The sequence below is a fragment of the Mucilaginibacter sp. P4_A11 genome (assembly GCF_056402535.1).
Map to the genome: position 1 here is coordinate 35367 of NZ_JBFUHE010000012.1, position 25260 is coordinate 60626.

At 43.1% G+C, this 25260-nt stretch carries 17 protein-coding genes; 10 read left to right on the forward strand and 7 right to left on the reverse strand.

From position 1 onward, the window contains the following. Window positions 1-268 precede the first annotated feature (268 nt). From AC1DUD_RS21465 to AC1DUD_RS21495, 7 genes are all read left to right on the forward strand, one after another. Window positions 269-4261 (forward strand): hybrid sensor histidine kinase/response regulator transcription factor, encoded by a 3993-nt coding sequence (locus AC1DUD_RS21465; RefSeq protein WP_477378159.1) that lies wholly within the window; start codon window positions 269-271, stop codon window positions 4259-4261. Between the two features lie 544 nt (window positions 4262-4805). Beyond that, complete coding sequence (locus AC1DUD_RS21470; protein WP_477378162.1) at window positions 4806-7793, forward strand: SusC/RagA family TonB-linked outer membrane protein; 2988 nt, start codon at window positions 4806-4808, stop codon at window positions 7791-7793. Between the two features lie 22 nt (window positions 7794-7815). Next, window positions 7816-9447, forward strand: coding sequence for a RagB/SusD family nutrient uptake outer membrane protein (locus tag AC1DUD_RS21475; RefSeq protein ID WP_477378164.1), 1632 nt, complete (start codon window positions 7816-7818; stop codon window positions 9445-9447). A 105-nt stretch (window positions 9448-9552) separates the two neighbouring features. After that, the gene (locus tag AC1DUD_RS21480) at window positions 9553-11409 is read left to right on the forward strand and encodes an SGNH/GDSL hydrolase family protein (protein ID WP_477378166.1); all 1857 of its coding nucleotides are present in this window, start codon (window positions 9553-9555) and stop codon (window positions 11407-11409) included. Window positions 11410-11412: 3 nt separating this feature from the next. Beyond that, window positions 11413-11796 carry an SxtJ family membrane protein gene (locus tag AC1DUD_RS21485; RefSeq protein WP_477378168.1) on the forward strand — a complete coding sequence of 128 codons (384 nt, stop codon included), beginning with the start codon at window positions 11413-11415 and terminating at the stop codon, window positions 11794-11796. A gap of 21 nt (window positions 11797-11817) precedes the next feature. Further along, window positions 11818-11967 carry a DUF5989 family protein gene (locus tag AC1DUD_RS21490; protein ID WP_477378170.1) on the forward strand — a complete coding sequence of 50 codons (150 nt, stop codon included), beginning with the start codon at window positions 11818-11820 and terminating at the stop codon, window positions 11965-11967. A 4-nt stretch (window positions 11968-11971) separates the two neighbouring features. Continuing rightward, the gene (locus AC1DUD_RS21495) at window positions 11972-13774 is read left to right on the forward strand and encodes a carbamoyltransferase family protein (protein ID WP_477378172.1); all 1803 of its coding nucleotides are present in this window, start codon (window positions 11972-11974) and stop codon (window positions 13772-13774) included. 32 nt (window positions 13775-13806) lie between these two features. Here the strand turns inward: AC1DUD_RS21495 and AC1DUD_RS21500 are convergent, their stop codons facing one another. The 4 genes from AC1DUD_RS21500 to AC1DUD_RS21515 all read right to left on the reverse strand — a co-directional run bounded on the left by AC1DUD_RS21500 (window position 13807) and on the right by AC1DUD_RS21515 (window position 17107). After that, entirely contained in the window at window positions 13807-14340 is a 534-nt protein-coding gene (locus AC1DUD_RS21500) for a (R)-mandelonitrile lyase (protein WP_477378174.1), read from the reverse strand. A gap of 193 nt (window positions 14341-14533) precedes the next feature. Beyond that, window positions 14534-15223 (reverse strand): carboxymuconolactone decarboxylase family protein, encoded by a 690-nt coding sequence (locus tag AC1DUD_RS21505; protein WP_477378177.1) that lies wholly within the window; start codon window positions 15221-15223, stop codon window positions 14534-14536. Between the two features lie 49 nt (window positions 15224-15272). Then, a complete protein-coding gene (locus tag AC1DUD_RS21510; protein ID WP_477378179.1) occupies window positions 15273-15926 on the reverse strand; it encodes a flavodoxin in 654 nt (217 codons plus the stop codon). Between the two features lie 593 nt (window positions 15927-16519). Next, on the reverse strand, window positions 16520-17107 hold the full coding sequence (locus AC1DUD_RS21515) for a hypothetical protein (RefSeq protein WP_477378181.1): 588 nt from the start codon (window positions 17105-17107) through the stop codon (window positions 16520-16522). Window positions 17108-17323: 216 nt separating this feature from the next. On the opposite strand from AC1DUD_RS21515, the gene AC1DUD_RS21520 reads away from it, so the two are divergent. Further along, the gene (locus AC1DUD_RS21520; RefSeq protein WP_477378183.1) at window positions 17324-17719 is read left to right on the forward strand and encodes a DoxX family protein; all 396 of its coding nucleotides are present in this window, start codon (window positions 17324-17326) and stop codon (window positions 17717-17719) included. 111 nt (window positions 17720-17830) lie between these two features. Here AC1DUD_RS21520 and AC1DUD_RS21525 read toward each other — a convergent pair whose 3' ends face one another. Continuing rightward, complete coding sequence (locus tag AC1DUD_RS21525; RefSeq protein ID WP_321555184.1) at window positions 17831-18247, reverse strand: acyl-CoA thioesterase; 417 nt, start codon at window positions 18245-18247, stop codon at window positions 17831-17833. A gap of 242 nt (window positions 18248-18489) precedes the next feature. Here AC1DUD_RS21525 and AC1DUD_RS21530 point away from each other — a divergent pair, with 242 nt between their 5' ends. Continuing rightward, window positions 18490-19764: a dipeptidase gene (locus AC1DUD_RS21530; protein ID WP_477378186.1), complete on the forward strand. Its 1275-nt coding sequence runs from the start codon at window positions 18490-18492 to the stop codon at window positions 19762-19764. Window positions 19765-20176: 412 nt separating this feature from the next. Here AC1DUD_RS21530 and AC1DUD_RS21535 read toward each other — a convergent pair whose 3' ends face one another. Both AC1DUD_RS21535 and AC1DUD_RS21540 read right to left on the reverse strand, forming a co-directional pair. Then, window positions 20177-21271 carry a metallophosphoesterase family protein gene (locus tag AC1DUD_RS21535; RefSeq protein ID WP_477378188.1) on the reverse strand — a complete coding sequence of 365 codons (1095 nt, stop codon included), beginning with the start codon at window positions 21269-21271 and terminating at the stop codon, window positions 20177-20179. Between the two features lie 280 nt (window positions 21272-21551). After that, entirely contained in the window at window positions 21552-22607 is a 1056-nt protein-coding gene (locus tag AC1DUD_RS21540; RefSeq protein WP_477378190.1) for an alpha/beta fold hydrolase, read from the reverse strand. Window positions 22608-22896: 289 nt separating this feature from the next. Between AC1DUD_RS21540 and AC1DUD_RS21545 the strand changes: the two genes are divergently transcribed. Next, complete coding sequence (locus AC1DUD_RS21545; protein ID WP_477378192.1) at window positions 22897-25188, forward strand: GH92 family glycosyl hydrolase; 2292 nt, start codon at window positions 22897-22899, stop codon at window positions 25186-25188. The last annotated feature ends 72 nt before the right edge of the window (window positions 25189-25260 follow it).

Below are 25260 nucleotides of genomic sequence, written 5' to 3' on the forward strand. Positions count from 1 at the left end.
AAGCCAGGAACAGGATCTATCCGATATAAATACAAATTGATCCTGTTCCGATTAATTTGTTAACTTAACTAAGGCCGGCGCGGATCGCGACACGGCCTTAGTGTATATATATGATATGCGTATATTTAACCAATTAACCGATTTAACCAAGCCTGGTTCTGGAGCCAGGATACTAATAATCGAAACAATCAGCAGCCACTGGTAAATATGAGTATGCCCTGGGTCAGGCTTGAAAGAAGGGGGCTCACCCGAGATTAAACAGATTGATGTGAAAGTATTTTGTTTCTTTATCGCGTTGTTGGTCAGCCATAGTTTATTTGCCCAGCAATTTCGTGCTTTTACTCCAATCGAAAGCAGTAATGGGCTGTCGGAAAACAGTGTGAGGACCATTAACCAGTTGCCTGATGGCAGGATAGCTATTGTTACCGAAGGTATGGTTAACCTCTACAATGGAACCTCGTTTCAATATATCCATATCAATGATGAGCATACTTACCCGTTGAGCGGCTACGTTGGTTTTCATCATGTGTACGTTGAAAATGAAAAACGTCTTTGGATCAAAACACGCGGAAAACTGATGCTCATTGACCTAAGCACAGAACGTTACGAAGAACATCTTGAAAAAGTGCTAAAGTCGCTCGGTGTTACAGAACCCTTATCCGATTTTTTTATGGATGCGGATAAGGGCTTATGGATGGTTACGGTTTCGGGCAAGTTACTCTACCGAAATCAAGCCTCCGGGAAAACGGTGACTTTTTTATCCGGGATAGCCTCTCCGGAAAAATCCCCCGATCCTGTTTATGATATCGCGGTGTTGGATAGCACTTTGTATATTTTCTATCGCTCTGGTTTGGTAACAGTCTACAGCATGGCCGGTAGAAAATTGATCGACAGGCAAAATACCCTGGAAAAGCAGCTGCCTAACTCCTATCAGAGAACATTATATGTTGTGCCGGGCAATCATACGCTTTACCTTTTAAGAAACGGAACACGGGGCATTATGCTGGCGCTTAACCGAGTCCAGAAAAAATGGGAAAAGGTGATCGAAACTGATTACTGGCTAAACTCTCTTTCTATTGGTCCAACGGGGGAAATTGTGGTAAGCTGTAGAAAGGGACTTTGGATGATGAGCGATGACCTGAAAAATATCAAATTCAGCCCGACACTTCACCTGGTTGATGGCCGATTGATCGATATTGAGGTTAGCAACCTGTTTTTTGATCTTCAGGGTGGCCTTTGGCTGGGCACATTAAATAAGGGGCTGCTGTATTATCACGCGGACCGTTTCCGGTTCAGAAATATCGGTAAATCGCTTTTTCCCCTGCCCGAAAACCAGGAACTATATGTTACCGCTTTCGCTAAAGATAAAGCCGGGGAGCTCCTGATAGGTACCGATAAGGGGATATTTCGCTATTCAGATAAAATGGAGAGGCTAACCCTATACTCACAGGTTTTTAGCGGGATTAACTGCAAAGCCATGTTGACCGACCGCGAAGGAAATATCTGGGTAGCTACAAACAAAGGCTTGTTCAGCCTGTCGGGCAATGATGTCATGCATTACCCTGTAGGAAGCCTGAATAATATACTGCAGGCCAAAGACGGACGTTTTTACCTTTGTACGGATGGTGCCGGTCTGCTTGAATTTGATCCTGCTACCGGTAAATGCAATAGCATGCCCGCAAAAAAAGATGATCAGGATAAGCTCAATTCAATACAGCAGGTTATTTCGTATCATGGTACCCTTTTGGGGATTTCTAACGGCGGCTTATTTATTTATGATGCCCGCAATAAGGAACTTAAAATAGTGGATCGTCATTACGGCGCCGGTATGTTAAATCACAACAACCGGCAGTATAGCTGCTTGCTCTCAGATAGCAGGGGATTATTATGGTTCGGGACACAGGATGGTTTAAACGTTTGGGATGCCACGAAAAAGAAATTGCTTAGTTTTCATACCGATGATGGCCTTGTCAATAATACCATTAAGTCGATTGTTGAAGATAATCAAAAATCAATTTGGGTTTCAACCTCAAATGGTGTTTCGCATATTCAGGTGAGTAACAATACTAGCGGAATACATTGCAGCTTTACTAATTTCAACCGTTACGACGGAGTGATCAACAACGAATTTGTGCAGCGTTCATTCTTTATAACTCCAGAAGGATCGCTGTTATTGGGCGGGATTGATGGTTTTAATAAAACAGATCTGAGTCGTGTATTGGTGACCAGGAACAGTCTTAATCCTATATTTGTAGAGCTTCAGGTTTTTGGTAAGCTAATCAAACCCGGAGATGTATATGAAGGGAACAAAATTCTTGAAAAATCGATCTCAGCTTCTGAATCCATCGTACTAAAACATGATCAGAATTTTATCAGTCTCGGTTTCTCCGCACTTAATTATGTAAATCCATCTCAAACTTATTACCGGTACTTTTTGGATGGTGTTGACAATAGCTGGCATGAAACAATTGCCCCGGATGGAGTTGGCAGAGCCACATATACCAACCTTGCTCCCGGAACTTACCTGTTGAAAATTCGGGCCGCAAACAATAGTGGGAATTGGGGTGGGAAAGTGACAACGCTAAAAATTACCGTGCTTGCTCCCTGGTGGAAAACCACGTTTATGATTGTACTATATTGCATAACCGGGCTTGGATTGATATACCTCATTATTTCCGGGTATATCAGAAAAAACAAAATAAAACAGTTAGAGATGCAACAACAAAAGCTGGATGAAATGAAATTTAGCTTTTTTACCAATATGAGCCATGAGCTAAAAACGCCGCTTACACTTATTCTAACGCCGCTTGAAGTGATTTTAAAGAACACAGGGGATACGTTGCTCAAAACCCAGCTGACCGGGATTTACCGGAATGCACAATCTTTACTTAACCTGGTGAACCAGCTGCTAAATTTTCGCCGCCTGGAACTGAATGAGGAAGCGCTTCATTTAAACTACTGCGATATCAATGAATTTACCGAAGCGTTGTGCCTCCCTTTTCTTGAACTGGCAGTTAACAAAAACATTGGCTTTCAAAGAGTTTGTGCTCCAAACCTCTGGCTTTACCTTGACAAAGATAAGTTCGGTATGATGATGAATAACCTGTTATCAAACGCGTTTAAATTCACGTCTGAACTGGGAAATATCAGTGTAATGGTTAAAAGGACAACTATGCCGGGTAGTATTAGGCCCGCTATATCCGTAAGCGTAACAGATACAGGTACAGGCATAGCCGGCAAGGACCTTTCTAAAATCTTTAATCATTTTTTCCAGGCGGATAATCAGCCGGGTATCAATACTGGAAGTGGTATCGGGCTGCATCTTGTACAGGAGTACGCACGCCTGCACCATGGTTCGGTTGAAGTAAAAAGTATCCTGGAAAAAGGAAGTACTTTTACCCTATACATCCCATTAGACCTGAAACCGGAAATAACGGATAAATTTAAACCGGCCCCGGATTATAGCGGGAAAGCAAATGCGGTAAGTATCTTAATTGCAGAAGATAACGAGGAGTTTCGTCATTTTTTAGATGAGCAGTTGAACAAGCGTTACAATATACTACTTGCATCTAACGGAAAAGAAGCGCTGGATATGGTTTTAAACCAAATGCCGGATCTGGTGATCAGTGACATCATGATGCCGGAGATGAACGGCCTTGAGCTATGTGATGCATTGAAAAAAGATCTAAGAACGTCCCATATTCCGCTACTACTTTTAACCGCCCGTTCTTCGGATGAATCGCAGTTTGAGGGCTACCAGGCCCGGGCCGACGCTTATATTACAAAACCTTTCAATATTGATATCCTGGTTGTACGTGTCCGCAATCTGCTCGAACAACAGGAGCAGCGGAAACAGTTGTTTAAGAAGGCGATCGTTATCCAGCCGGCAATGGTAACTGGTTCTGACGTCGATGAGCGATTGATCAAAAAAGCGTTGGACTGTGTTGAGAAAAATCTCGGCAATGCCCTCTACTCGGTAGAAGACTTTAGCAGCGATATGAACATGGAGCGTTCTGGGTTATATCGCAAATTAGTTTCGATCATCGGCCAAACCCCGTCTGTGTTTATCCGTTCTGTCCGACTGAAAAAAGCAGCCCAGCTATTAAGCCAGCGAGAGCTATCAGTGGCTGAAATTTCTGACCGGGTAGGTTTCAGCAATGCCGCATATTTCAGCAAATGTTTCCAGGAAGAGTTTAATATAAAGCCCTCTCATTATGCAGAACATGCGCTTGCCGCTGTCAACCATTCTGTATCAGAATGATTTATATCTCCCCTAATTCTACGCACCCGTTTCTGAATTGCTTTCCCAATTTCCCCTTCAAGTAGATCTATTACCCCGAATTGTTATATAATTCATCACCAGTGATATTTATTTCAACATGAGTGTTGTCTCTGAAAGGCCATTCGCATCTAAGTTTGTCTAAAGCTGATATCCAGGATCAGTACGATTATTAACCAATTTATTCTGAAATGAGATTAAAGCCATGCGGAGTTGTACGCTCATTCTATTTAGTTATTGGCACCGTCGTTTACAATCGATTGAAAAAGATTATGATCCGACAGCGCTGTTTCGCAAAAAAGATATGCAGGTTTAGCATGTTTTTGTAACCGAATATCCCGACTACAGGAGCTCCTTATAGCCCCTTTGAACCATACCCATAATCAATAAACTTAAATATTAACCAATTAATCAGAACATATGGAAAGAATCAGTTAGCTATTTGCTTCTATTAATAATTGTGAAAAAAACAATTATTAATTACGACTTATCGAACAATACAAACCAAACATTATAACCTCAATTCATGAAAAAAATTAGACTTTGTTTAAGGTACCGGCTGCTTTTTGCCTTTTTTTTAGCGTCCGTTTTATCACTATGTGCCCATGCACAAAGCGGTGACATCAAAATAAAAGGAACCGTAAAAGATACTAAGGGGTTTCCGCTTCCGGGAGTAAGTATAAAAATTAAAGGGGCACCAGGAGGGGGACAAACCTCACTGGAAGGAGATTTTACCTTGAATGTGCCGGCTAATTCGACACTCGTTTTTACTTACATCGGATTTACAACTAAGGAAGTTCCTGTTAATAACCACAGTATTATCAACGTTATTCTTACAGATAACAACCAGTCGTTGAGCGAAGTAGTGGTTATAGGATACGGTGCCCAGCGAAAAGCTGATGTAACCAGCGCGGTTACCACAGTTAAATCAACGGATTTTGTAACGGGACCTGTATCAGATGCTGCTGAGCTGCTTAAGGGAAAAGTAGCAGGGCTTTCAGTTTCGACCCCTTCAGGTGATCCCAATGCCCAATCCCAGATCATGCTGCGTGGTAACAACTCTTTGTATGGCAATTTGGGATTACTATATATCATAGACGGCGTGCCTGGCGATCTGCTAACTGTAGCGCCGGAAGATATCGCAGAAATATCAGTTTTGAAGGATGGGTCATCAGCTGCGATTTACGGTGTACGCGGCTCCAATGGTGTAATCATCATTACCACCAAGCGTGCCAGCGGCAATGCGATCAACCAGGTTGATTATAACGGTAATGAAACTTACAGCCAGATTTCAAAAGAACCACACTTACTTACCGGCGATGATTACCGCAGGCAGATTGCGGCCGGCACCAGACAGGCCTCCTATGATCTGGGAAGCAATACCGATTGGATCAAAGCCATGAGTAATAATTTTCCGGTTTCACATATACATGGCTTAACGTTCAGGGGCGGTAACAACCAGACTAACTACCTGGCTTCCCTGAATTATCGTTATAACCAGGGCATATTCCTGAAAAGCGACCATCAACAAATCACCGGACGTGTGGATATAAACCATTCCATGCTGGATGGAAAATTGAAATTCAACCTGGGCCTCCTGCAAACCAATTTTAATGATCATCCTTTTAATACTTACGATTATGAGCAGCAGCTGAAAATGAATCCTACAGCTCCCGTAAGAATGCCGGATGGAAATTTTTACCAGGAGCCCAATAATTTCGAGTACCAAAACCCCGTATCTGATATTTACAATACCGATCAGCCGCAAACAAGCTTCACCAGCAAATACAACGCGACCATAACCTACCTGCCTATAGAAGGCTTAAGGTTTTCGGCCATCGGTTCCTATACAAAACATGGTTACTTAAACCGGTATTTCGCCAATTTTGAAAACATTTCAACTATCCGGGATAACCAGGGCGGTGTGGCCGATATTCAGCAAGGACAGTCGGTTGACAGGTACCTGAATGTTTCGGCGGAATATTCAAAAGCTTTCGGTGATCACCGTTTCACTCTATTGGGAGGTTACGAATACCAGGATAACAATTCGTTCACTACTGAAATGGGTAATCACAATTTCCCTACCGATCTTTTTGGTTATAACGCCATACAGCAAGGTTCGGCACTGAAAAATGGTAACGCTTTGATGAACAGCGGGCAAAGCCTGACTAACCTGATCAGTTACATTGGCCGTTTAACCTATAACTATAAAGAAAAATACCTCTTGCTGGCCAGCTTACGTATCGACGGCGCAAGCCAGTTTTATGGTGCAGCTCATCCTTTTGGAAAATTTCCGGCAGTACAGGCAGGGTGGAGGATCACCAAAGAATCTTTTATGGAAGATCAAAAGATTTTTGATGACCTGAAGTTACGCGCTGGCTATGGCGTAACCGGTAATCCTCCGAGGCAATCGTTCCTGGGTGTGGGCTTATTGGGTTATGGCAATTATGTTTTATATAACGGCCAGTTTATTCAAACGCTGGCACCCGCTCAAAATGCCAATCCAGGGCTGCGCTGGGAAGAAAAGCATGAAACTGACCTCGGTTTGGATTACAGCATGTTCAAGGGCCTGATCTCTGGTACTATAGATGTATATAAACGCAAGGTAACAGACCTATTGTACAATTTTGCGGTGCCAAGCCCGCCTAACCTTTATCCTTCAACTTTCGCTAACGCCGGAACGATGGAAAATAAAGGGCTTGAAGCTGTCATCAATATCAATGCCATCCGGAAAAAGGATTTTCAATGGACAACCTCTTTTAATTTTTCCACTAACTCCAATAAGCTGATCAGCCTTTCCAATGACATTTATAAGGCAACTACCCCTTATTTCACAACAGGCGGTACTGGCGATCCTATCACTACCTTCACTAACATTGTACAGGTAGGTCATAACATTGGAGATTTTTACGGATTTAAGGTTACAGGCGTATCGGCAGATGGAAAATGGATCTACCAGGAGCCGGACGGTACTACCAAACAGTATGACCAGTTTAACCACAGCTTTAATGATAAGCAGGTAATAGGAAACGGTATCCCTAAATATTATGCGGGATGGAATAACACGATCCGCTACAAAGATTGGGATTTTGGCGTAACCATGCGCGGTGCTTTTGGTTTTCAGATCCTGAACGCTTTGCGGATGAACTATGAAAATACTTCTGTCACTAACTACAACCGTTTAAAATCATCAGAAGACAAAGTGTTTGGTACAGCAGTACTAAACAAAACTGTACCGCTTGAATTTAACAGCTACTATGTAGAAAACGGCAATTACTGGAAGATAGATAATATCAACCTGGGATACACCTGGCGCAATTTAAAATCTAAATTCGTACACAATCCGCGCATATATATTTCTACCCTGAACACATTCACCATTACCAAATACAAAGGTCTTGATCCTGAAGTTGACCGCTTCGGCGATTCAAACGGGCTTGCTCCGGGCATGGAATCCCGCGATACCTACCCTACGATCAGGACTTATACCATCGGGCTTTCAGCCAATTTTTAATCAAAGCGTTATGAAAATTGAAATGAAAAAGATATGTTTAATAATTAGCGGAATAATGATCCTTTTTGGAAGTTTTTCCTGCACCAAACTGGCAACCAAAAATTATGGTCAGATCGTGTCCAGCCAGTTTGCCCCCGGTCCCGCCGATGTTGCCGCCTTAGTAGGTGCCCCCTACACCAGTTGGCGAACATTAGAGCTGGGCAGAAGCTCTAATGCCATATGGCGCACAAATGAAATTTCGGCAGATGAGGAAGTAATCCCTCAAAGGCCCAACGGCTGGGTGGATGGCGGTGTTTACAGACGCATGCATACCCATAAATGGACTGCTGATGAAGATAACAGCTACCAGATATGGACTAACGCGTACGCCGGTATCACCGGTTGCAACAGGGTACTTTATCAGATAGATGCCGGCTTGATCCCGGTAGCAGCATCAGGCAAAGCACAGCTTACAGCAGAGCTCAAAGTACTGCGCGCGTCTTTTTATTACGCCCTGATCGATTTTTTTGGCAACGTACCAATCGTGACCAAATTTGATCTTCCGGCAGGGTTTGTACCTGCGCAAAGCACCAGAAAAGAGGTTTATGATTTCATTATTTCTGAGCTGACAACCAATGTGCCATTACTGAGTACCCTGAATGACGGTACCACATACGGAAGGTTTAATAAATGGGCGGGAGAAGCCTTATTGGCCAAAATGTATCTGAATGCAGGTGTTTATACCGGTACCCCGGATTACGCAAACTGTATAACAGCCTGTGACGCTATCATTGCATCAGGCCTTTATTCCCTTGAATCCAACCAGGCCAATGTTTTCCTGCAGCAAAACCAAAACTCTAAAGAGATCATTTTTGCCATACCGTTTGATCAGACGTACACTGCAGATGGCAGTACGGCATGGACCTTACATATGGAAACACTTCAGCCGGAAAATCAGGCGACCTACAATTTTCAAAACTCGCCATGGGGGGGCATCTGTGCTATCCCGCAGTTTATCAATACGTTCGATCCGCAGGATAGCCGCCTGGCCAGCAATTGGGTGCAAGGTCAGCAATATACATCTGCCGGGGCACCTTTAAATGGCTCATTGGGTGCTTTTAAAAATAAGCCTTTAGCCTATATTAATTCCCTCCCGGGTGTCGATTCATCTGAAGAAGTACACGGTTTCAGGTTAGGTAAATACCAGATCGTTTCCGGCGAATTGGTTGGCATGAGCAACGATTTCCCGCTATTACGGTATGCCGATGTACTGATGATGAAAGCGGAAGCTTCCTTAAGATCGGGGGACGCTGTCACCGCGGCTACATTGGTTACCCAGGTACGGCAAAGGGCATTTACCAGCAACCCGGCCAAAGCTGTTGTTACCGCTGCCCAACTTCTATCAGGAACTACGGTGTATGACTACGGCCTGAACAATCACCTGCAAACAACCCATGAAACGGTATCCGATATTCAATATGGCCGTTTCCTGGATGAATTAGGCTGGGAATTTGCTCAGGAAGGAAGGCGCAGGCAGGATCTGATCAGGTTTGGTGTATTTACAAAAAAATCTTGGTTGTCCCATTCACCTAACGGCGATTACCGGACTTTACTACCGATACCAACCAGCGCGCTCCACACTAACGGTAACCTTAAACAAAACTCCGGCTATTAACCGGCGATAAGATCACAATTAATTTCAATAACCTGGCAGGGCGGCTTTGAGTCGTCCCGCCAGGTATTTTACAGATGTTAAGTGCCTGGAAAAATTCAATGATTCATGAAAGACATACCATTATCTAAAAAGAAATTAAGATGGTTCAAGGCGATGGCCTTGGTTACTCCCGTTGTGGTATTGATTCTGTTTGAACTCATTTTACGCGTTTCCGGATATGGGCATAATACCGATCTGTTTATACGTTATCCTGATGACCAGTCTTACTGGGTTATGAATAAATACGCGTCTGAGCGGTATTTTTCTGATACTGCCAATGCAACAAAGGGAAATATTGAGCCATTTAAAGTAGATAAGGGCAGTAACACGTTCAGGATATTTGTATTGGGCGAATCGACTACGGCGGGTTATCCTTATCTGCATAATGGCTCGTTTCACCGTTGGCTGCAATACCGTTTAATGCATATGTATCCCGGAATCAATCTCGAGGTTATAAATGTTTCGCTTACAGCGGTAAACTCATATACGGTGCTTGATTTTGGCAAACAGGTAATTGATTTTCAACCCGACGCGGTTTTGATTTACACCGGGCATAATGAATATTACGGGGCTTTGGGCGTGGGTTCAACCAGCAATATTGCCAACAACCGTACACTGGTTGAGATGGTTCTTGCACTGCGCCGTTCCCGGGTTGTTCAGTTAATCGAAAACTGCTTCAGGAATATCAAAGGCGCAGCAAATAAAACCATTGATCAAAGAGAAAACCTGATGAAGCGAATGGCGGCCAGCCAGGAGATCAGTTATGGTTCCAGAGAATATGACACGGGCATCAGGCAGTTTCAAACCAATATGGACGAACTCTGCAGGCTATTGCAGGGTAGATCCATCCCCGTGTTTTTAAGCACCCTTGTGAGTAATGAAAAAGACCAGCACCCTTTTATCAGCAATGGGAAAGTATCAGCAAATGCCGAAGCCGCATTTAAAAAAGGCAGCCTATTATATGCTTCGCAAGATTATCCGGCAGCAAAAAAGCAATTTGTTAAGGCAAAAGAACTGGACCTGCTCCGGTTCCGGGGACCAGATACTATCAATAGGATCATCACCGCGCTTTCGGCAAAATATAACAACGTTCACCTGGTTGATGCCAGGAAAATTTTCGAGGTACATTCACCGCACCAGATATTGGGGACGGAGACCCTTTTAGAGCATGTACACCCCAATCTATATGGTTACGCACTTCTTTCAGATGCTTTTTATCAATCTATTCAGCAATCAAAACTTATCAAGGCGACTGCCGGCCCGGAAATGTCATTTGAGGATCTTTTAAGGCGGATGCCTGTTACCACGATAGATTCTCTTTACGGAGCGTATACCATTATGATGTTAAAGTCGGGTTGGCCCTTTAATGAACCAATCTCTACTGGTTTTAAGCGTGGAAATTCGTTGGATGAGCAATTGGCGGGAGCTTTGGCTGTAAACAGGATCAGTTGGACTGATGCCATCAATAAATTATTCCAATATAGCATGAAATCCAACGACAAAAAGACCGCGTTGAAAGCCGTTGAGGCTGTGCTGTTGGAGTCTCCGCGAAATATTACCTACAAAGTTTATGCTGCCAGGCTCAGTTTCGACCTTGGAAATTTTCAGGATGCCACATTTTATTTTAAAATGGCCTATGATCAGGAACCCTCATTCGAGAATGCCCGGAATATGTATCTCGTGTATTTAAAAACAGACCAGCCGGAAAAATCAATGGCTTATATCCAGGAGGGTATGCAACTACATCCGCAGGATGTTAGTTTACCGGTTATGTTGGCAACAGTTAAAGATATTATGAAAATAAAAAGCAAGCTGGCCCAGTCACCAGGCGATCATACGCTTAAGGAAAAAATCGCGATTGATTTCCAATCCATAGGTATTGATGATGCTGCCAGGAAATACAAAACAACACTTCTGAGGTAAGTTATGGAAAACAAAAAGATCAACAGGAAATTTGGATGGGTAACCGGTATTGCTTTCCTTGTCCTTGATATATGCCTTGTGTTTTTTAAACACAAACTCACTTTCATACCCGGCGTTGTGGGCCTCATCCTGATACTAACAGCCTTTACAGTTCCGAATTTATTGAACCCCGTCAGGAAGATATGGGATAAGACAGGTGAAATCCTGGGTATGATCAACACAGCGGCCATACTTTCCCTTATGTTTTTCCTGATCATCACGCCTCTCGCCTTTTTACTCCGGCTGTTTAAAAAAACAACAATTGAAGCGAGGGCGCAAAAACACCTGGTAAGTTACTGGCAGCCTTCGGAACAGCCTGAAAAAGAATCCTATAAGCGGCAGTTTTAATTCATCTTAAAATTCAAAATCATGGAAATAATTTTTGAGTTCTTTTACTTCCTGCGCTCACGTAAGCGCTACTGGTTATTACCGTTGTTCGCTATCCTGTTTTTATTGGGGCTTTTACTGATTCTGGCGCAGGGCTCTGCGCTGGCACCGTTCATCTACACTTTATTTTAAGCGCATGTATATACTGGGAATCTCCGCTTTTTTTCACGATAGTGCAGCTTGTCTTCTGAAAGATGACCTGATTATTGCTGCAGCACAGGAAGAGCGGTTCACCAGGAAAAAAAACGATGAAAGTTTTCCTGCCCGCGCTGTACGTTATTGCCTGCAGGAGGGCGGAATCGGGTTGAATGAAGTTGATCACATCGTTTTCTATGAAAAACCTTTTTTAAAATTTGAGCGACTGATAGAGACTTATTTATCCTTCGCCCCGAAAGGCTTCCTGGCATTTATAAAGTCGATGCCGCTCTGGTTAAAAGAAAAGCTATTTTTAAAAAAGAAGCTATTGCAGGAACTGAAGAAAACAGATGAAGCCTTTAATGTTCAGAAGGTTACTTTATTATTCAGTACACATCATATGTCACACGCGGCCTCGGCCTTTTATCCTTCACCTTTTAATAGGGCGGTGATACTTACAGCAGATGGGGTTGGTGAGTGGACAACCACGTCTGTATCCGTTGGAGAGGGTAATAACATCAAATTCCATAAGGAAATCAGGTTTCCGCACTCCATAGGTTTGTTATATTCCGCGTTTACCTACTATTTGGGTTTTAAGGTAAACTGTGACGAATATAAGGTTATGGGACTGGCCCCGTATGGTGAGCCAACATTTGTTGACCTTATATTCCAACACCTGGTCGATCTCAAGCCGGACGGATCCTTCCGACTAAATTTAAAGTATTTCAGTTATTGTACGGGCTTGACTATGACGGGGTCTGCGTTTGAACAGTTGTTTGGCAATCCGCGCCGTGAGCCGTCAGCTGCCCTCACCAGGTTCCATATGGACGTAGCCAGGTCTATCCAGGCTGTCGCCGAACAGATCATGTTAAAGATAACTGTCAATCTTTCACGGGAATTTCAGATAAGCAATCTTTGCCTGGCAGGAGGTGTGGCATTAAATTGTGTTGCCAATAGTAAAATCCTTCAACAATCGGGCTTCAAAAATATCTGGATACAACCAGCTGCCGGCGATGCCGGTGGTGCATTAGGGGCTGCTTATGCAGTGTACTACGACTATTTGGGGAACTCAAGGCCGATAACTTTTCCGGAGGATAAAATGCAAAATGCTTTATTGGGCCCATCATTGCAGGACAAGGATATCAAAACGCAACTTTTAAACGAAAATGTCAGGTTTGAAGAGCTAACCGAAGACCGCTATTACAGCGCCGTCGCGGAAGAAATAGCCGGGGGGAAAGTGGTAGGATATTTCAGAGGCCGGATGGAGTTTGGCCCGCGTGCGCTTGGTTCCAGAAGCATACTTGGGGATCCACGAGATCAGCGAATGCAGTACATACTCAATCAAAAGATAAAGTTTCGGGAATCTTTTAGGCCGTTCGCCCCTGCAATTTTAGAAGAACACACTTCATCCTACTTCGATATGACCGGGAAAAGCCCTTACATGCTGATGGTCGCCGATGTTGCTAAAGAGGTCAGAATCTCTCCTTCTAAAGAAAATCAGGATATTTACGGGGTTGATCTGCTGAAGCAGGTACGGTCAACGATCCCGGCGGTAACACATGTGGATTTTTCTGCCAGGGTTCAGACTGTAGGGCGGGATAGTCATCCTGATTTTTATAACCTGATCAACGCTTTTTATAAGCTTACGGGGTGTCCGGTAGTCATCAATACATCTTTTAACAGGATGGACGAACCGATAGTCAATACTGTATCTGAAGCACTGGCCTGCTTCATCCAAACCGGAATGGACGTTTTAGTGATTGGGAGTTTTCTTATCAGGAAGGAAACACGTTTTAATGATTAAACAAATTTATCAACCATTGGCGGGGATTAAAATTAATTCTGGGATGAATTGATTTGATTATCTAATGATGCTTGGTATTCCTTGTCGGTTACCGGCTTCAACCATACTGCCCCACCTACATTAGTATTAGTTCCAATGGCAATGTGCGTCATGGCATCGGCAGATGTAGCTCCATGCCAATGTTCTATATTGGGTGGGCATTTTATTACGTCCCCTTTTTTAATAACCTTGATTGGTTTCCCTTTTTCCTGGTACAGGCCTTTACCTTCCGTTACAAGAAGTATCTGGCCTCCTTTGTGATAGTGCCAGTTGGTTCTTGCTCCCGGTTCAAAAGTTACCGAACCAATATTTACGTTGTAGGTAGTATCGTTTTGTGCCAGATAATTGAGCCAGACCGTTCCTGTGAAGTTATCGCTCGTTACTTTTATGCCTTTCGGGAAAATCATGCTTGTATTTGCCTGCTCTGTTTCTGAATGTTGCTTCCTGGCATTGTTACATGACCACAACCCCAGTAAGCCGATGACGGAAACAATTAAGACACTAATTTTTAAACATGCTTTGTTCATTATTTCCTTCGTTTAGTTATTCTTAAATCTTTACTTCTCAAGTTTTGCTGTTTACTTTACCTTTTTCATTTTTGGTTATGGCTTCATCAGATACCAGCGTAAACGGGTTGGATTGATACGCTTTTTGAGTTGATTGGGCATTTGCCATATTCATAGTTTGCTATTGCTATTATTAATGATAACTTTTCATCTTTTACTTTTTGTCTTTTAGTACTTCATCCAAAACTTTTTGTGTAGCCTCAGCTTCTTTTTTGCCGATCGCTTGTTGGATAATACCTACAAATTGCTGTAGCTGACCAGCTGTCAATCCAACTTTCAAACAGATCTTCATATGCGATTGTAACATCGGCTCTACACCGCCTATACTGGCAAGTACCGACACAGTTGCCAATTCTCTCTCAGCATAGCTCAAAACATCCCTTTCAAAAACATCGGCGAAAAGGTGTTCTTTTAGAAATACTTCGATGATAGGAGCAAATGCCGCGTAGCCTGGTTGGGGCCCGTTTTGCGGAGCGCCTAAAAGCGTGTCTAAAACAGCCTTACCCCGGTCATATTTGTTGCGTTCATCTTTTATGGGAGATGCTTCCGTACCCATTACATCACTAATGCCTTTGGCTTTCCGTTCATCTAAAACGGTCATAAAAGTTTGCAGTCCCCGAATGCTACGGGGAAATCCGGCATAGGCATAAACGTGAACAATGACTTCTTTGGTCTGATTAACGGTCAGTCCGGCTTCAAGGCCGGTATTCAGTTCCACTTTTAGTTTTGACAGATCACCTTTCCCCGTAACTGCCGAAATGCGGGCAATTGCCTCTTGTTTAGCGCTTAAATTTTGCGCTGTATTGGTTTGAGCGTTAGCCGTCGTTGAAACTATTATCGCCATTATTACGATTATTGATGTTAAGAATTTCCCCATGATCATTTCCGGATTATTAATCAATCAAACCTATTTTCTTCAACCATGCCTTTACTTCTGCCTTAACCTGCTTTTCTTTGTCCCCATCCATCACGAATAAAATTCCGTCCCGTTCCACACCGCCTTTGGTCGTAAATCCTTCCAATACTTCGCTTTTTGGAGATAATTGTTTGACCGTTTTAAAGCTTCGGCCAACACCGTAACCAGCATTAGTGTTGAAAGGAACTACTATTTTTCCGCTCAGATCGTATTGGTGCAGAAAGCTTTTGACAGGCGGTGGCAATTGCATCCCCCAAGTTGGAAATCCAAGAAAGATGACATCATAATGTTCCATACTGTCAATCTTTGTTTTTAACAGTGGCAGAAATCCTGTTTCATTTTCTTTGGCTACCTGTGCTACTATTTGCTGGTAGTTTTCAGGATAAGGTGTCGCCAGTTCCAATGCTACCAGCGTGCCGCCAACTTTTTGATGGATAATATCTGCAAGCGCCTTGGTGTTTTTTGTGCGTGACAGATAAACGATCAATATCTTTTTATCCTTCACTGCGTCACCTTTTTCTGTTGGTGATGCTTCATTTGCAATTGTTGGCCCTTGTGCCATGGAGCACGACGTAAGCACAATTAAAATAGTACTTAGCAATACCCCATATATTGTTGCCTTTTTTATCATATCATTTTATGTTTGCAAATTCAGGATCCAACAGGGTTTTCTTGGTATACAAATTACTGGCATTTCTACCATTATTACTTATTTAGGTCTTTTTCTTTAACCATTTCGATAGGAGATCAGCTATTTGCACATTATTCAAATCGGGATCAAAGGCAAAATGAGTATTGTCTTTGATCCCTATTTCTGGCAGGTGAACGACAGTTATATCACCACCACGTTTATTGAAAGATGATATAAAATACTAATCAACCGTATGCTTATTTTTTAAAAAATCTCCATAAACAATAGCTTTATTAGAAATTTTTTAAAAGGGTCTCACCCCAATTTTCAACTCTCTTTAATTTCTCGATGAATTGGCTCGAAAAACGCCATTGTCAGAAGTCAATGCGAAATTTTCAAGATCCCGCCTTTTTTTGAGAAGCAAAAAAACTACACAGTTTGATGTTTTTTTTAAAAAAGGGAAATTGATTCGGTTATTTGTTAGGATGAAGGATAAAGCTTCGGTAATGAAGCGGCAATTAGCGTTAAGATGAAAAGGCTCTGGTTTGGCAATATAATTACTCAAAGAATAAGGCATTTAAACCTGGAGTTTATTACCGGCTAATATAGTTTCGTGCGGATTGCAGGGTATAAAGCCCATACCCCGAAGTAGCGACAGCCATTCCAACGCCAGTAAAAGCCATAATGCCGTTTACTGGAAGGATATTTTTTATACTTAATAAAATACCTGCAATCGCAATAACCGTACCCCATATGGCTACTGTATATAAAACCCGGCGGTTAAGCAATTTGGCCAGTGGGAAAAAATGCAGGGCTACTACAAGCGCTATAACCGGCATATCAAGCTCAGGATGACCTATATTGTTAACGATGTTAACTCCTAATAAAATTCCTACGCCCTCGCCAATGAAAATATAATTGAATTTCTTATCGCGTGCATTATCTTTTTCACTGGCCTCTTCAGGCAACAACTTAGCGGCTTTAAATAAGGTTAATCCATTTCTAACAAGGAAGTAGCACAGGATAGGAAATAATATTAAGATTACTGAGTATAATTCTTTACGCATACCGATAAACGCCACTATTGTCCATAACAATGTCATCAGCGACATCAGGCAAAGATTAAAGCCAGCTCTCTCGATATCTGATTTTTTGGCAAAAGGATTTTTTTCGACATCCATTGTGATTCAGAATTAGGGTATTTGTGGGAGGCAAATATAGTATCGGATGTTTTAATTTAAAAAAGATCTGACAATATAAAACAGGTATTGTAAGATAGTCGGGTTCCAGATTGTCCGGCCGGCAGGTTAGTTTGTCTGCTTCGTCCTGAAAGTGCTTAAATATGGGCTGTTTTTGCCACAATTTTGAGTCATCAAACAACTAAAAAACTACATATCATGACAACAAAAACAGTAAAAACAATCTATTGGATAGGCGCAGCGCTAACATCACTATGGTTTGCAGCAAGCGGATTTGGCGAACTTACCAAAAACCAGTTTGTATGGGATATAACCTTAAAGTTGGGCTATCCTCCGCACTTCATCTACATCCTTGGTGTTGCCAAACTTGCGGGCGTCGCCGTGCTTTTAACACCTAACAGGTTGCTTAGGTTAAAAGAATGGGTATTTGCAGGTATCTTTTTCGATATCATATTTGCTTTCTTATCCAAAATTGCTGTACTTAATTTTGCTGCTACTATAGATGCTATCGTTGCATTTATCATGGTAACAGTAACCTACCTGATGTTCCGTAAACTCTATTCAGCAGTATACGTAGCGCCGGCCGCGTTATAAAAACAATACGTTAAGCTGCACCTGTATTTCAGGTTTAAACAAATAAAACGAGGCCTTTCCATATCGGAAAGGCCTCGTTTTATTTGTTTCTTTTTAACCGGAGATAGATTTTTAATCTTCAAGAACAGGGGCATCTTTTATTTTCTCCAGTACAGATGCCGGTAAATATGGTCTTCCGCCGGTTGCCGGTACGCAGGTTCCTGTAAACACAGCTTTGGTCATTACCTTATTATTGCATATGATAGATTGTTTAAAGTGCAGTTTGGGTAAGCCACCTTTATCAGTATACAAGGTGCAGGTAACTTTAAACTCATCACCTTTTTTTAATGACCTTAAAAAGCTGATGCTATAGTTTGACAGTACCATGTAAATGCCGTTTTTTGCTTCGGTTTCAAAATCAAAGCCCAGTATTTCCCTGATATAATCATGCCTGCAATATTCCATGTAAAACGGATAGTATAAACCATCCATAATTTCCTGCACATCTATATGCTCATCTTTTGCAACATAGGTTTTTGAGTATTCCATAATAATTAGTTCTTCTTTGTTAGATCGCAAAGCTATTGAACCTTTTCGTTTCAGGAAGTAACCAAAATCGTCGATCTGAAATTTAGTACATAAGCCTGACAGTATCGGGTTACAGGTTGTACATCAGGTTAGTTTAAGGCTTAGTCGGTGAAAAGCGGGTGAACGCCGATTGCACTGGCCTGTGAATGGGCTACCGGCTATATTTGAATAGTTTCGCTTAATAAGTTTACAATGTTAAAATCATGATAAGATCTCAATCAACATGGTCGCGCCGCCAGTTTATTACTACTCTTGCCGGTACAGGGGCCGCAATGATGCTGAGCCCGCTGGCTATATGGGCTATGGATGAAATAGACCCAAGGGTAGCCGCCATTGTAGCCGCAACAATCGGTATTGATACACATAATCATATCGACGTCCCACTCACGGCAGACGCATTGCCTGGTCCGGAAATCGACCTTGCCGGCGAAATGAAACGCTCCGGCTTATCTGCCATCTGCATGACCTTCGCGCTCGATTATCAAAAGCTGACTAACCCGGGAGAAGCCTACGACCGGTTCCTGAATGGCCTTGCCGCCATGGATCAGCAACTAAAAAATAATGGTATAAAGCGTTCTTTGAACCTGGCAGATTTGAAAGCTGCTCATGATAAGCACCAGCCAACCGTGATCCAGTCTATTGAAGGAGGTCACTTTTTAGAGGGAAAACTGGACCGGCTTGCTGTAGCCTATGACCGGGGATTGAGGCACCTCGGATTGCTTCATGACAACGATGCATCTGTACCATTGGGTGATGTATACACAAGCCCCGCACGCAGGGGTGGTTTAACTGCGTTTGGTGCGGATATTATTAAAGAATGTAACCGACTTGGGATTCTTATCGATCTGGCACATGCTAATGGAGAAACCATCGCTGCTGCTCTTAAACTGGCTGCCAGCCCGGTGATCATTTCTCATACAGGGCTTGATACACAATTAGGTCAAAACCCTAATATGGCCGGTATGATGCGGCCAAGGCTCATCAGCAAGGAGCAGGCAAAAATAGTTGCCGATGCAGGCGGCGTAATTGGCGTATGGACACATTTGGCCGATAGTCCATTAGAATATGCCCAAAACATCCGGGCTTTGGTAGATGTTATCGGGGTTGAACATGTTTGTATAGGTACCGATACCAAACTGACCCCGGCTTTCAGAGCTGGCGGTGGTTTCGGCCCTAAGCCCGGTAATCAAGGTCCGCCGCCGGGTGGTGGCCCCGATGATCATCACGACAGAGGCCCTGGTGATAACGGTCCTAATGGTCCCGGCAATAACGGGAGCAATGGTCCTGGTGGCGGCGGTCAGAACAGGGGTAGGGTTGGCGAACGCACAAACGAGGCATGGCAGGATCAGAAAGCCGGGTTTTATTATGCTGTTGTTGATGTCATGTTAAAAACCGGCTTTACCGCTGATGAAATTGGCAAGATAGGAGGCGGCAATTTTTGCCGGGTGTTTGGTGCAGCCACGCCCGGCCATCATTGATGCTTGAACAGGCGATAGATGTCAACGCCATGGCCGTTAACTTCTTGTTCCATCAGGGTCTCTCGCAGAGGACCCTGATGTTCTGCGCTATGCCTGTAGCTATGATTAATTGAATTAAAATTACCGATCTGAAATAATTGTCAGCCTCAGGGTCCTCTATGAGAGACCCTGAGGGGACGAAGGGTGTTTGATGCCGCTACTTCCGGCCGTCATTGATGCTTGAATAGGTTACGCCATCACCGTTAACTTAATAAAAAGAGTGTGGCATTGTGCGATTCCCCTCTTGAGAGGGGTGGAGGGGTGTGTCTCTGCTTTGATGAGCTAATCGCATAAACACACCCCTGCTACCACTCGTTCCTCCGCGCCCCCTCTCAAGAGGGGAGTTTTTTAAATCTTTTGTTCAATTGAACACTCAATGATCTATTTTCGATGTAGTGCAAAAATCGTCATTCCAGGCGATAGCTGCACCGTCTTCAGACTTTGTAGTGCCCCTATCTACAGTGTAATGCTTAACAAACTCGACTCCTGTACTGCTATCGCGGTTACAATCCAACAGGAATTTAAAACCAAGATCTTTGAAAGTAAAGGAATGCCATTGGAGATTACTCATGGAATCGGTATAATACGTAGTTATCTCGTTTATCTTTTTATCCAGTTTATTGTAATGCATCACCTGGTAGGCAGGATTATTTCCGTTCCGTGTATCCAGGCCCGGCGCTATCACAACAGAGGAGAGCAGCTTTCCTTTGTCGACCATTAATTTAACGTCCGTCATATGGGTATGCCCTGCCAGTTGAAATTTGATAAGCGAAGCATATTTTTTAATGATATGTGTATACGCTAACTGGATGCTATCCTGCCATGAAGGTGATTTTGAATAACGATCGATACCCGGAGGGACGTGGTAAACGAGCCAAACCGATTGATTGGGTTTAAGTGTACTTAATTTATATTCCAGCCATTTTAATTCGGCTCGCGCTGCCGGTGCCAGATTTTTATTTTCGCTCATAAAAAGCACCGTGTTTAATACAATAATTGATAGCCCATTCTTTTCGTAAGCATAATACCCTCCTTTATAAAACGTCTTTTTTATTTTCCCATTCTGGTCAATTGGTTTAAGCAGGGATTTATAGAAAACGTCGTAGGTCTCAGCGTCGGGTACATTATGTGCCATGCAATCATTATTTCCTAACGCAGGCAGGATGATCGAGCGTTTATCTATGTTGTGGACGTGTTTAATAATATAGGCAAACGTCGTTTTCATTACTTGCTTGCTATGACCTTTATGTTTGAGCAGATCACCTGGCATGATGATGAATGGGTATTTCCCTGGTTTAATATTTTTGATTGCCGACAGAAAGAGCGAGGAATCTGTGTCTGTATGATAAAAGGTACTCCATGTTGTGTCCAGCCGTACATGTACATCTGATAGTACCAATATGGAATCTTTTTGCGCATAACTAAATGCAGGAAAGGCGGCGAGTAACAGGAACAAAAGTTTTTTCATAGCTCAATAGGGTTAAGGAAGGTAGTATAACTAATTGATGATTATAAAGCTATTTATTTATTCCTGAAAGATGTGTGTGTTGGATCAAAATAACCGTTGTTAAATTTAGTCAAAAGGGGAGGATTTACTCTTGGTTAATTAAATCTGCGAGATACCCTGAGGTAACAAAAAAACAAACCAGCTGCAATTAACCTTGACCAATGGAGGGTATATTGCAGCCGGTTGACAGTTATCTGTTAAAATATGTTTTGTTCTGTTAGCTTTAAGCTCTTTTATAAATTTATTTGGCAAAACTTTCGGCCTCTATGATCGCGTCTGCAAAAGCTTTTGGGGCTTCCTGTGGCAGGTTGTGCCCTATACCGCCGTTAATGGTGTGGTGTGCATATTTGCCTTTAAAGCGGATGGCATAATCTTCAGGTTTAGGGTGAGGGGCACCGTTGGCATCGCCTTCAAGGGTTACGGTAGGTACAATGATCGGAGGCGCGGTTGCCAGCCTTCTTTCCATGTCATCATATTTTGCTTCACCTTCGGCGAGACCAAGGCGCCAGCGGTAGTTATGGATCACGATAGCAACATGGTCGGGGTTATCAAAAGAAGGAGCTGTTTGTGCAAAAGTAGCGTCGTCGAATTTCCAGGTAGGGGATGCAGTTTCCCAGATAAGCCTGTTAAAATCACGCCTGTTAGCCTCATAGCCCATGCGGCCACGTTCTGTGCTGAAATAAAACTGATACCACCATGATAGTTCTGCTTTTGGTGGCAGGGGTTTTTTATTTGCTTCCTGGCTGCCTATCAGGTAGCCACTTACCGAAACCATTGCTTTACAACGCTCAGGCCATAATGCTGCCACGATGTTGGCCGTACGTGCGCCCCAGTCAAACCCGCCAATAATGGCGCTGTCTATTTTCAACGCGTCCATGAGTGCGATGACATCAGTAGCTATTGCTGCCTGCTGTCCGTTCCTGAAGGTTTGTGCCGAAAGGAACTGTGTTGTACCATGACCGCGCAAGTGGGGGACAATCACCCTGTAACCGGCTTTGGCAAGTATGGCTGATACCTCAGTATAACTATGTATATCATATGGCCATCCATGAAGCAAAATAACAGGCTGCCCGTTTGCCGGACCGCTTTCTGCATAACCAATATCGAGCACACCTGCTTTTACTTGTTTGATACTATCAAAAGAGGCGGTAGAAAAAAGAGCATTTTGTTGGGCTGGTGAATCTGTGCGCCTGGTTTCGGCTTTAAGTAAACCGAGGCCGCCTAACTCTGCTGCTGCAACTGTTAATGCGGAGATGCCAAGAAAGCGGCGGCGGCTGAATGTTGTTTCGTTGTTCATGTTTTCCAAGTTTAGTTTGTTAGTAAGTTCACCATCAGATGCTTTCCTCATCGTTGGCATAACAAAAGTACACCTACACTAACCTTATGAAAATGGCTAATGCCCTGAACCGGACAAATCGTGACCCCAGTTAGACATATTTGCTGATATATTGCCGGTTAATAAATTTCAAGGACCCGCCGGGTGTTTTTTGGTAAAATTTTAACAATATTTTACTTCTTTCGAATAACAGTATTAGCGATGATTGCTGTATTTTACCGCAATATTTTTTGTTTAATACCCGTCTGAAATGAACTTCACCCCAAAACTCATAAACCGGTTTATTTATATTACCCTGCTGTTGTTTCCATATTCTGTTTTTGCGCAGGACCTGGTTAAATATGTACAACCGATGGCGGGCACGGCTATCGCCACTACGGCGTCGGCACTAAAGCACGGCCAGGCGGCAGATACACGCTTTGCCAATACTATTCCAGCGGTCACTTCCCCCTTTGGCATGACGCAATGGACAGCAGAAACTGAATCCGGTGAAACTAAGTGCGTCCCTCCTTATTATTATAAAGACAGTGTATTTAACGGCCTCCGTGGCTCGCATTGGTTAAGCGGTTCATGTACGCAAGATTATGGCAGCTTCACTATTATGCCCATCACAGGCAAGCTAAAAACAGCTAATTATAGCGCAATATTTAAACATACTGATGAACTATCATCACCTTACTTTTATAGCGTAAATATTAACCAGTATAAAGTGAAAGCCGCGGTAACCGCTACCGAACGTTGCGGCATGATGCAGTTTACTATGGAGCAGGCAGACAGTCTTTATTTATTGATCAAAGCAAACAGTGATTATCATGAAGGTTTTGTAAAAGTAGATAGGCAAACCGGCGAAATATCGGGCTATAACCCGGCGCACCGTATTTATCAGGGCTGGGGGAAAAGCGCAGGTTTCAGCGGTTTCTTTGTGATCAGATTTGAACGAAGTTTAGGTAAAACAGGAACCTTTGCAGGCGATAAAATATTTACTGCCGATAGCATCAAAAACGATGTAGGCACAGGCATTTATGCAGGGTTCAAGCTCAATAAAGGCGAAAATCTAAGGATCAGGATAGGTACCTCGTTTACCAGCCTGGATGGCGCCCGTAAAAACCTGCAGGCCGAGATGCCCGGGTTTGATTTTGACAGGGCTGTAGCAAACAGCAAATCAAGATGGGAAAAAGCTTTAGGGCAGATCAGCGTTTCAACCGGCAGCGAGCAAGATAAACGGATCTTTTATACATCGTTTTATCACGCCATGCAGCACCCACGTCTTTTTAATGATGTTGATGGCAAGTACCCGCGGTTTTCTGGTAATTACCAGATTGAAAAGTTATCGGGCGGTAATTATTATGATGATTTTTCGATGTGGGATATTTACCGGGCACAGTTGCCGCTGTTTGAGATCCTGAACCCATCTTTGATCAATAACCTGGCAAAGTCACTGATCCTGAAAGGTAAGCAAGGCGGCTGGATGCCCGTTTTTCCATGCTGGAACAGTTATACTTCCGAAATGATAGGCGATCATACAGCTTCCGTGATCAGTTCGGCATATTTAAAAGGGATCACCGATTTTGATGCTAATGATGCTTACCAAATTTTAAGGCATAATGCTTTTGAACTGCCTGCTAACCGAGCCGATTATGTGGAAGGCAAAGGACGCAGGGCGCTGGATAGTTATTTGAAATATCAATACATCCCTTTAGAAGATAGCGTACGCGATGCTTTTCATAAAATGGAGCAGGTGAGCCGCACGATGGAGTATGCATATGACGATTATGCATTGGCACAATTTGCAAAAGCTTTAAAAAAATCTGCCGACTATACGGCACTCAGCAAACGGGCAAAATATTATACCAATGTATTTGATGTGTCAACGGGGTTTGTCCGCGGTAAACATGCCGATGGCACCTGGGTATCTCCTTTTGATCCGGATAAAAAGGCAACTTTTATCACAGAGGGTACAGCACGCCAATACACGTTTTATGTACCGCAGGATGTGCCCGGTTTGGCAAAGCTGATGGGGGGTACAAACAAACTGGAGCAATCATTAGATAGCCTGTTTGATAAAGGCGAGTATTGGCATGGCAACGAGCCCGGGCACCAGATTCCTTTTATGTACAACTATACTCCATCTCCATGGAAAACACAGGCGGCCGTACGTAAGATCTTAGCCACAGAGTACAGCGATGGTCCCGGTGGTTTGGGAGGAAATGATGATGCGGGGCAAATGTCGGCCTGGTATATGTTTGCTTCAATGGGTTTTTACCCCGTAAACCCGGTTTCGGACGAGTACCTGTTATGTTCGCCTTTGTTCGATAAAATTGCCATTACACTTCAAAATGGAAGAAAGTTTGAGATCATCAGTCATAAGTCAAGCTCAAAATCAATGTATATCCGCGCGGTGAAATTGAACGGCAAACTAATGCCTGATAATTTTATCCGTTTCAGCGAGATCAGGAACGGCGGTAAGCTCGAAATCTATCTGAACGATAAATCAGGGAATAACTGGGCGGTTAAACCGGCAAATCAGCCTAAAGGGATGTAATTATAGAGGGCTTGGATTAGTTGGGGTTTTAAATTCATTTCCTCTCCGAGAGACCCTGATGGGACGTTTAAT

What these genes read in the sequence shown, in the direction of transcription:
- AC1DUD_RS21470 (WP_477378162.1), top strand. Translation starts at nt 4,806, where the DNA reads ATGAAAAAAATTAGACTTTGTTTAAGGTACCGGCTGCTTTTTGCCTTT.
- AC1DUD_RS21475 (WP_477378164.1), top strand. Translation starts at nt 7,816, where the DNA reads ATGAAAAAGATATGTTTAATAATTAGCGGAATAATGATCCTTTTTGGA.
- AC1DUD_RS21480 (WP_477378166.1), top strand. Translation starts at nt 9,553, where the DNA reads ATGAAAGACATACCATTATCTAAAAAGAAATTAAGATGGTTCAAGGCG.
- AC1DUD_RS21485 (WP_477378168.1), top strand. Translation starts at nt 11,413, where the DNA reads ATGGAAAACAAAAAGATCAACAGGAAATTTGGATGGGTAACCGGTATT.
- AC1DUD_RS21490 (WP_477378170.1), top strand. Translation starts at nt 11,818, where the DNA reads ATGGAAATAATTTTTGAGTTCTTTTACTTCCTGCGCTCACGTAAGCGC.
- AC1DUD_RS21495 (WP_477378172.1), top strand. Translation starts at nt 11,972, where the DNA reads ATGTATATACTGGGAATCTCCGCTTTTTTTCACGATAGTGCAGCTTGT.
- AC1DUD_RS21500 (WP_477378174.1), bottom strand. Translation starts at nt 14,340, where the DNA reads ATGAACAAAGCATGTTTAAAAATTAGTGTCTTAATTGTTTCCGTCATC.
- AC1DUD_RS21505 (WP_477378177.1), bottom strand. Translation starts at nt 15,223, where the DNA reads ATGGCGATAATAGTTTCAACGACGGCTAACGCTCAAACCAATACAGCG.
- AC1DUD_RS21510 (WP_477378179.1), bottom strand. Translation starts at nt 15,926, where the DNA reads ATGATAAAAAAGGCAACAATATATGGGGTATTGCTAAGTACTATTTTA.
- AC1DUD_RS21515 (WP_477378181.1), bottom strand. Translation starts at nt 17,107, where the DNA reads ATGGATGTCGAAAAAAATCCTTTTGCCAAAAAATCAGATATCGAGAGA.
- AC1DUD_RS21520 (WP_477378183.1), top strand. Translation starts at nt 17,324, where the DNA reads ATGACAACAAAAACAGTAAAAACAATCTATTGGATAGGCGCAGCGCTA.
- AC1DUD_RS21525 (WP_321555184.1), bottom strand. Translation starts at nt 18,247, where the DNA reads ATGGAATACTCAAAAACCTATGTTGCAAAAGATGAGCATATAGATGTG.
- AC1DUD_RS21530 (WP_477378186.1), top strand. Translation starts at nt 18,490, where the DNA reads ATGATAAGATCTCAATCAACATGGTCGCGCCGCCAGTTTATTACTACT.
- AC1DUD_RS21535 (WP_477378188.1), bottom strand. Translation starts at nt 21,271, where the DNA reads ATGAAAAAACTTTTGTTCCTGTTACTCGCCGCCTTTCCTGCATTTAGT.
- AC1DUD_RS21540 (WP_477378190.1), bottom strand. Translation starts at nt 22,607, where the DNA reads ATGAACAACGAAACAACATTCAGCCGCCGCCGCTTTCTTGGCATCTCC.
- AC1DUD_RS21545 (WP_477378192.1), top strand. Translation starts at nt 22,897, where the DNA reads ATGAACTTCACCCCAAAACTCATAAACCGGTTTATTTATATTACCCTG.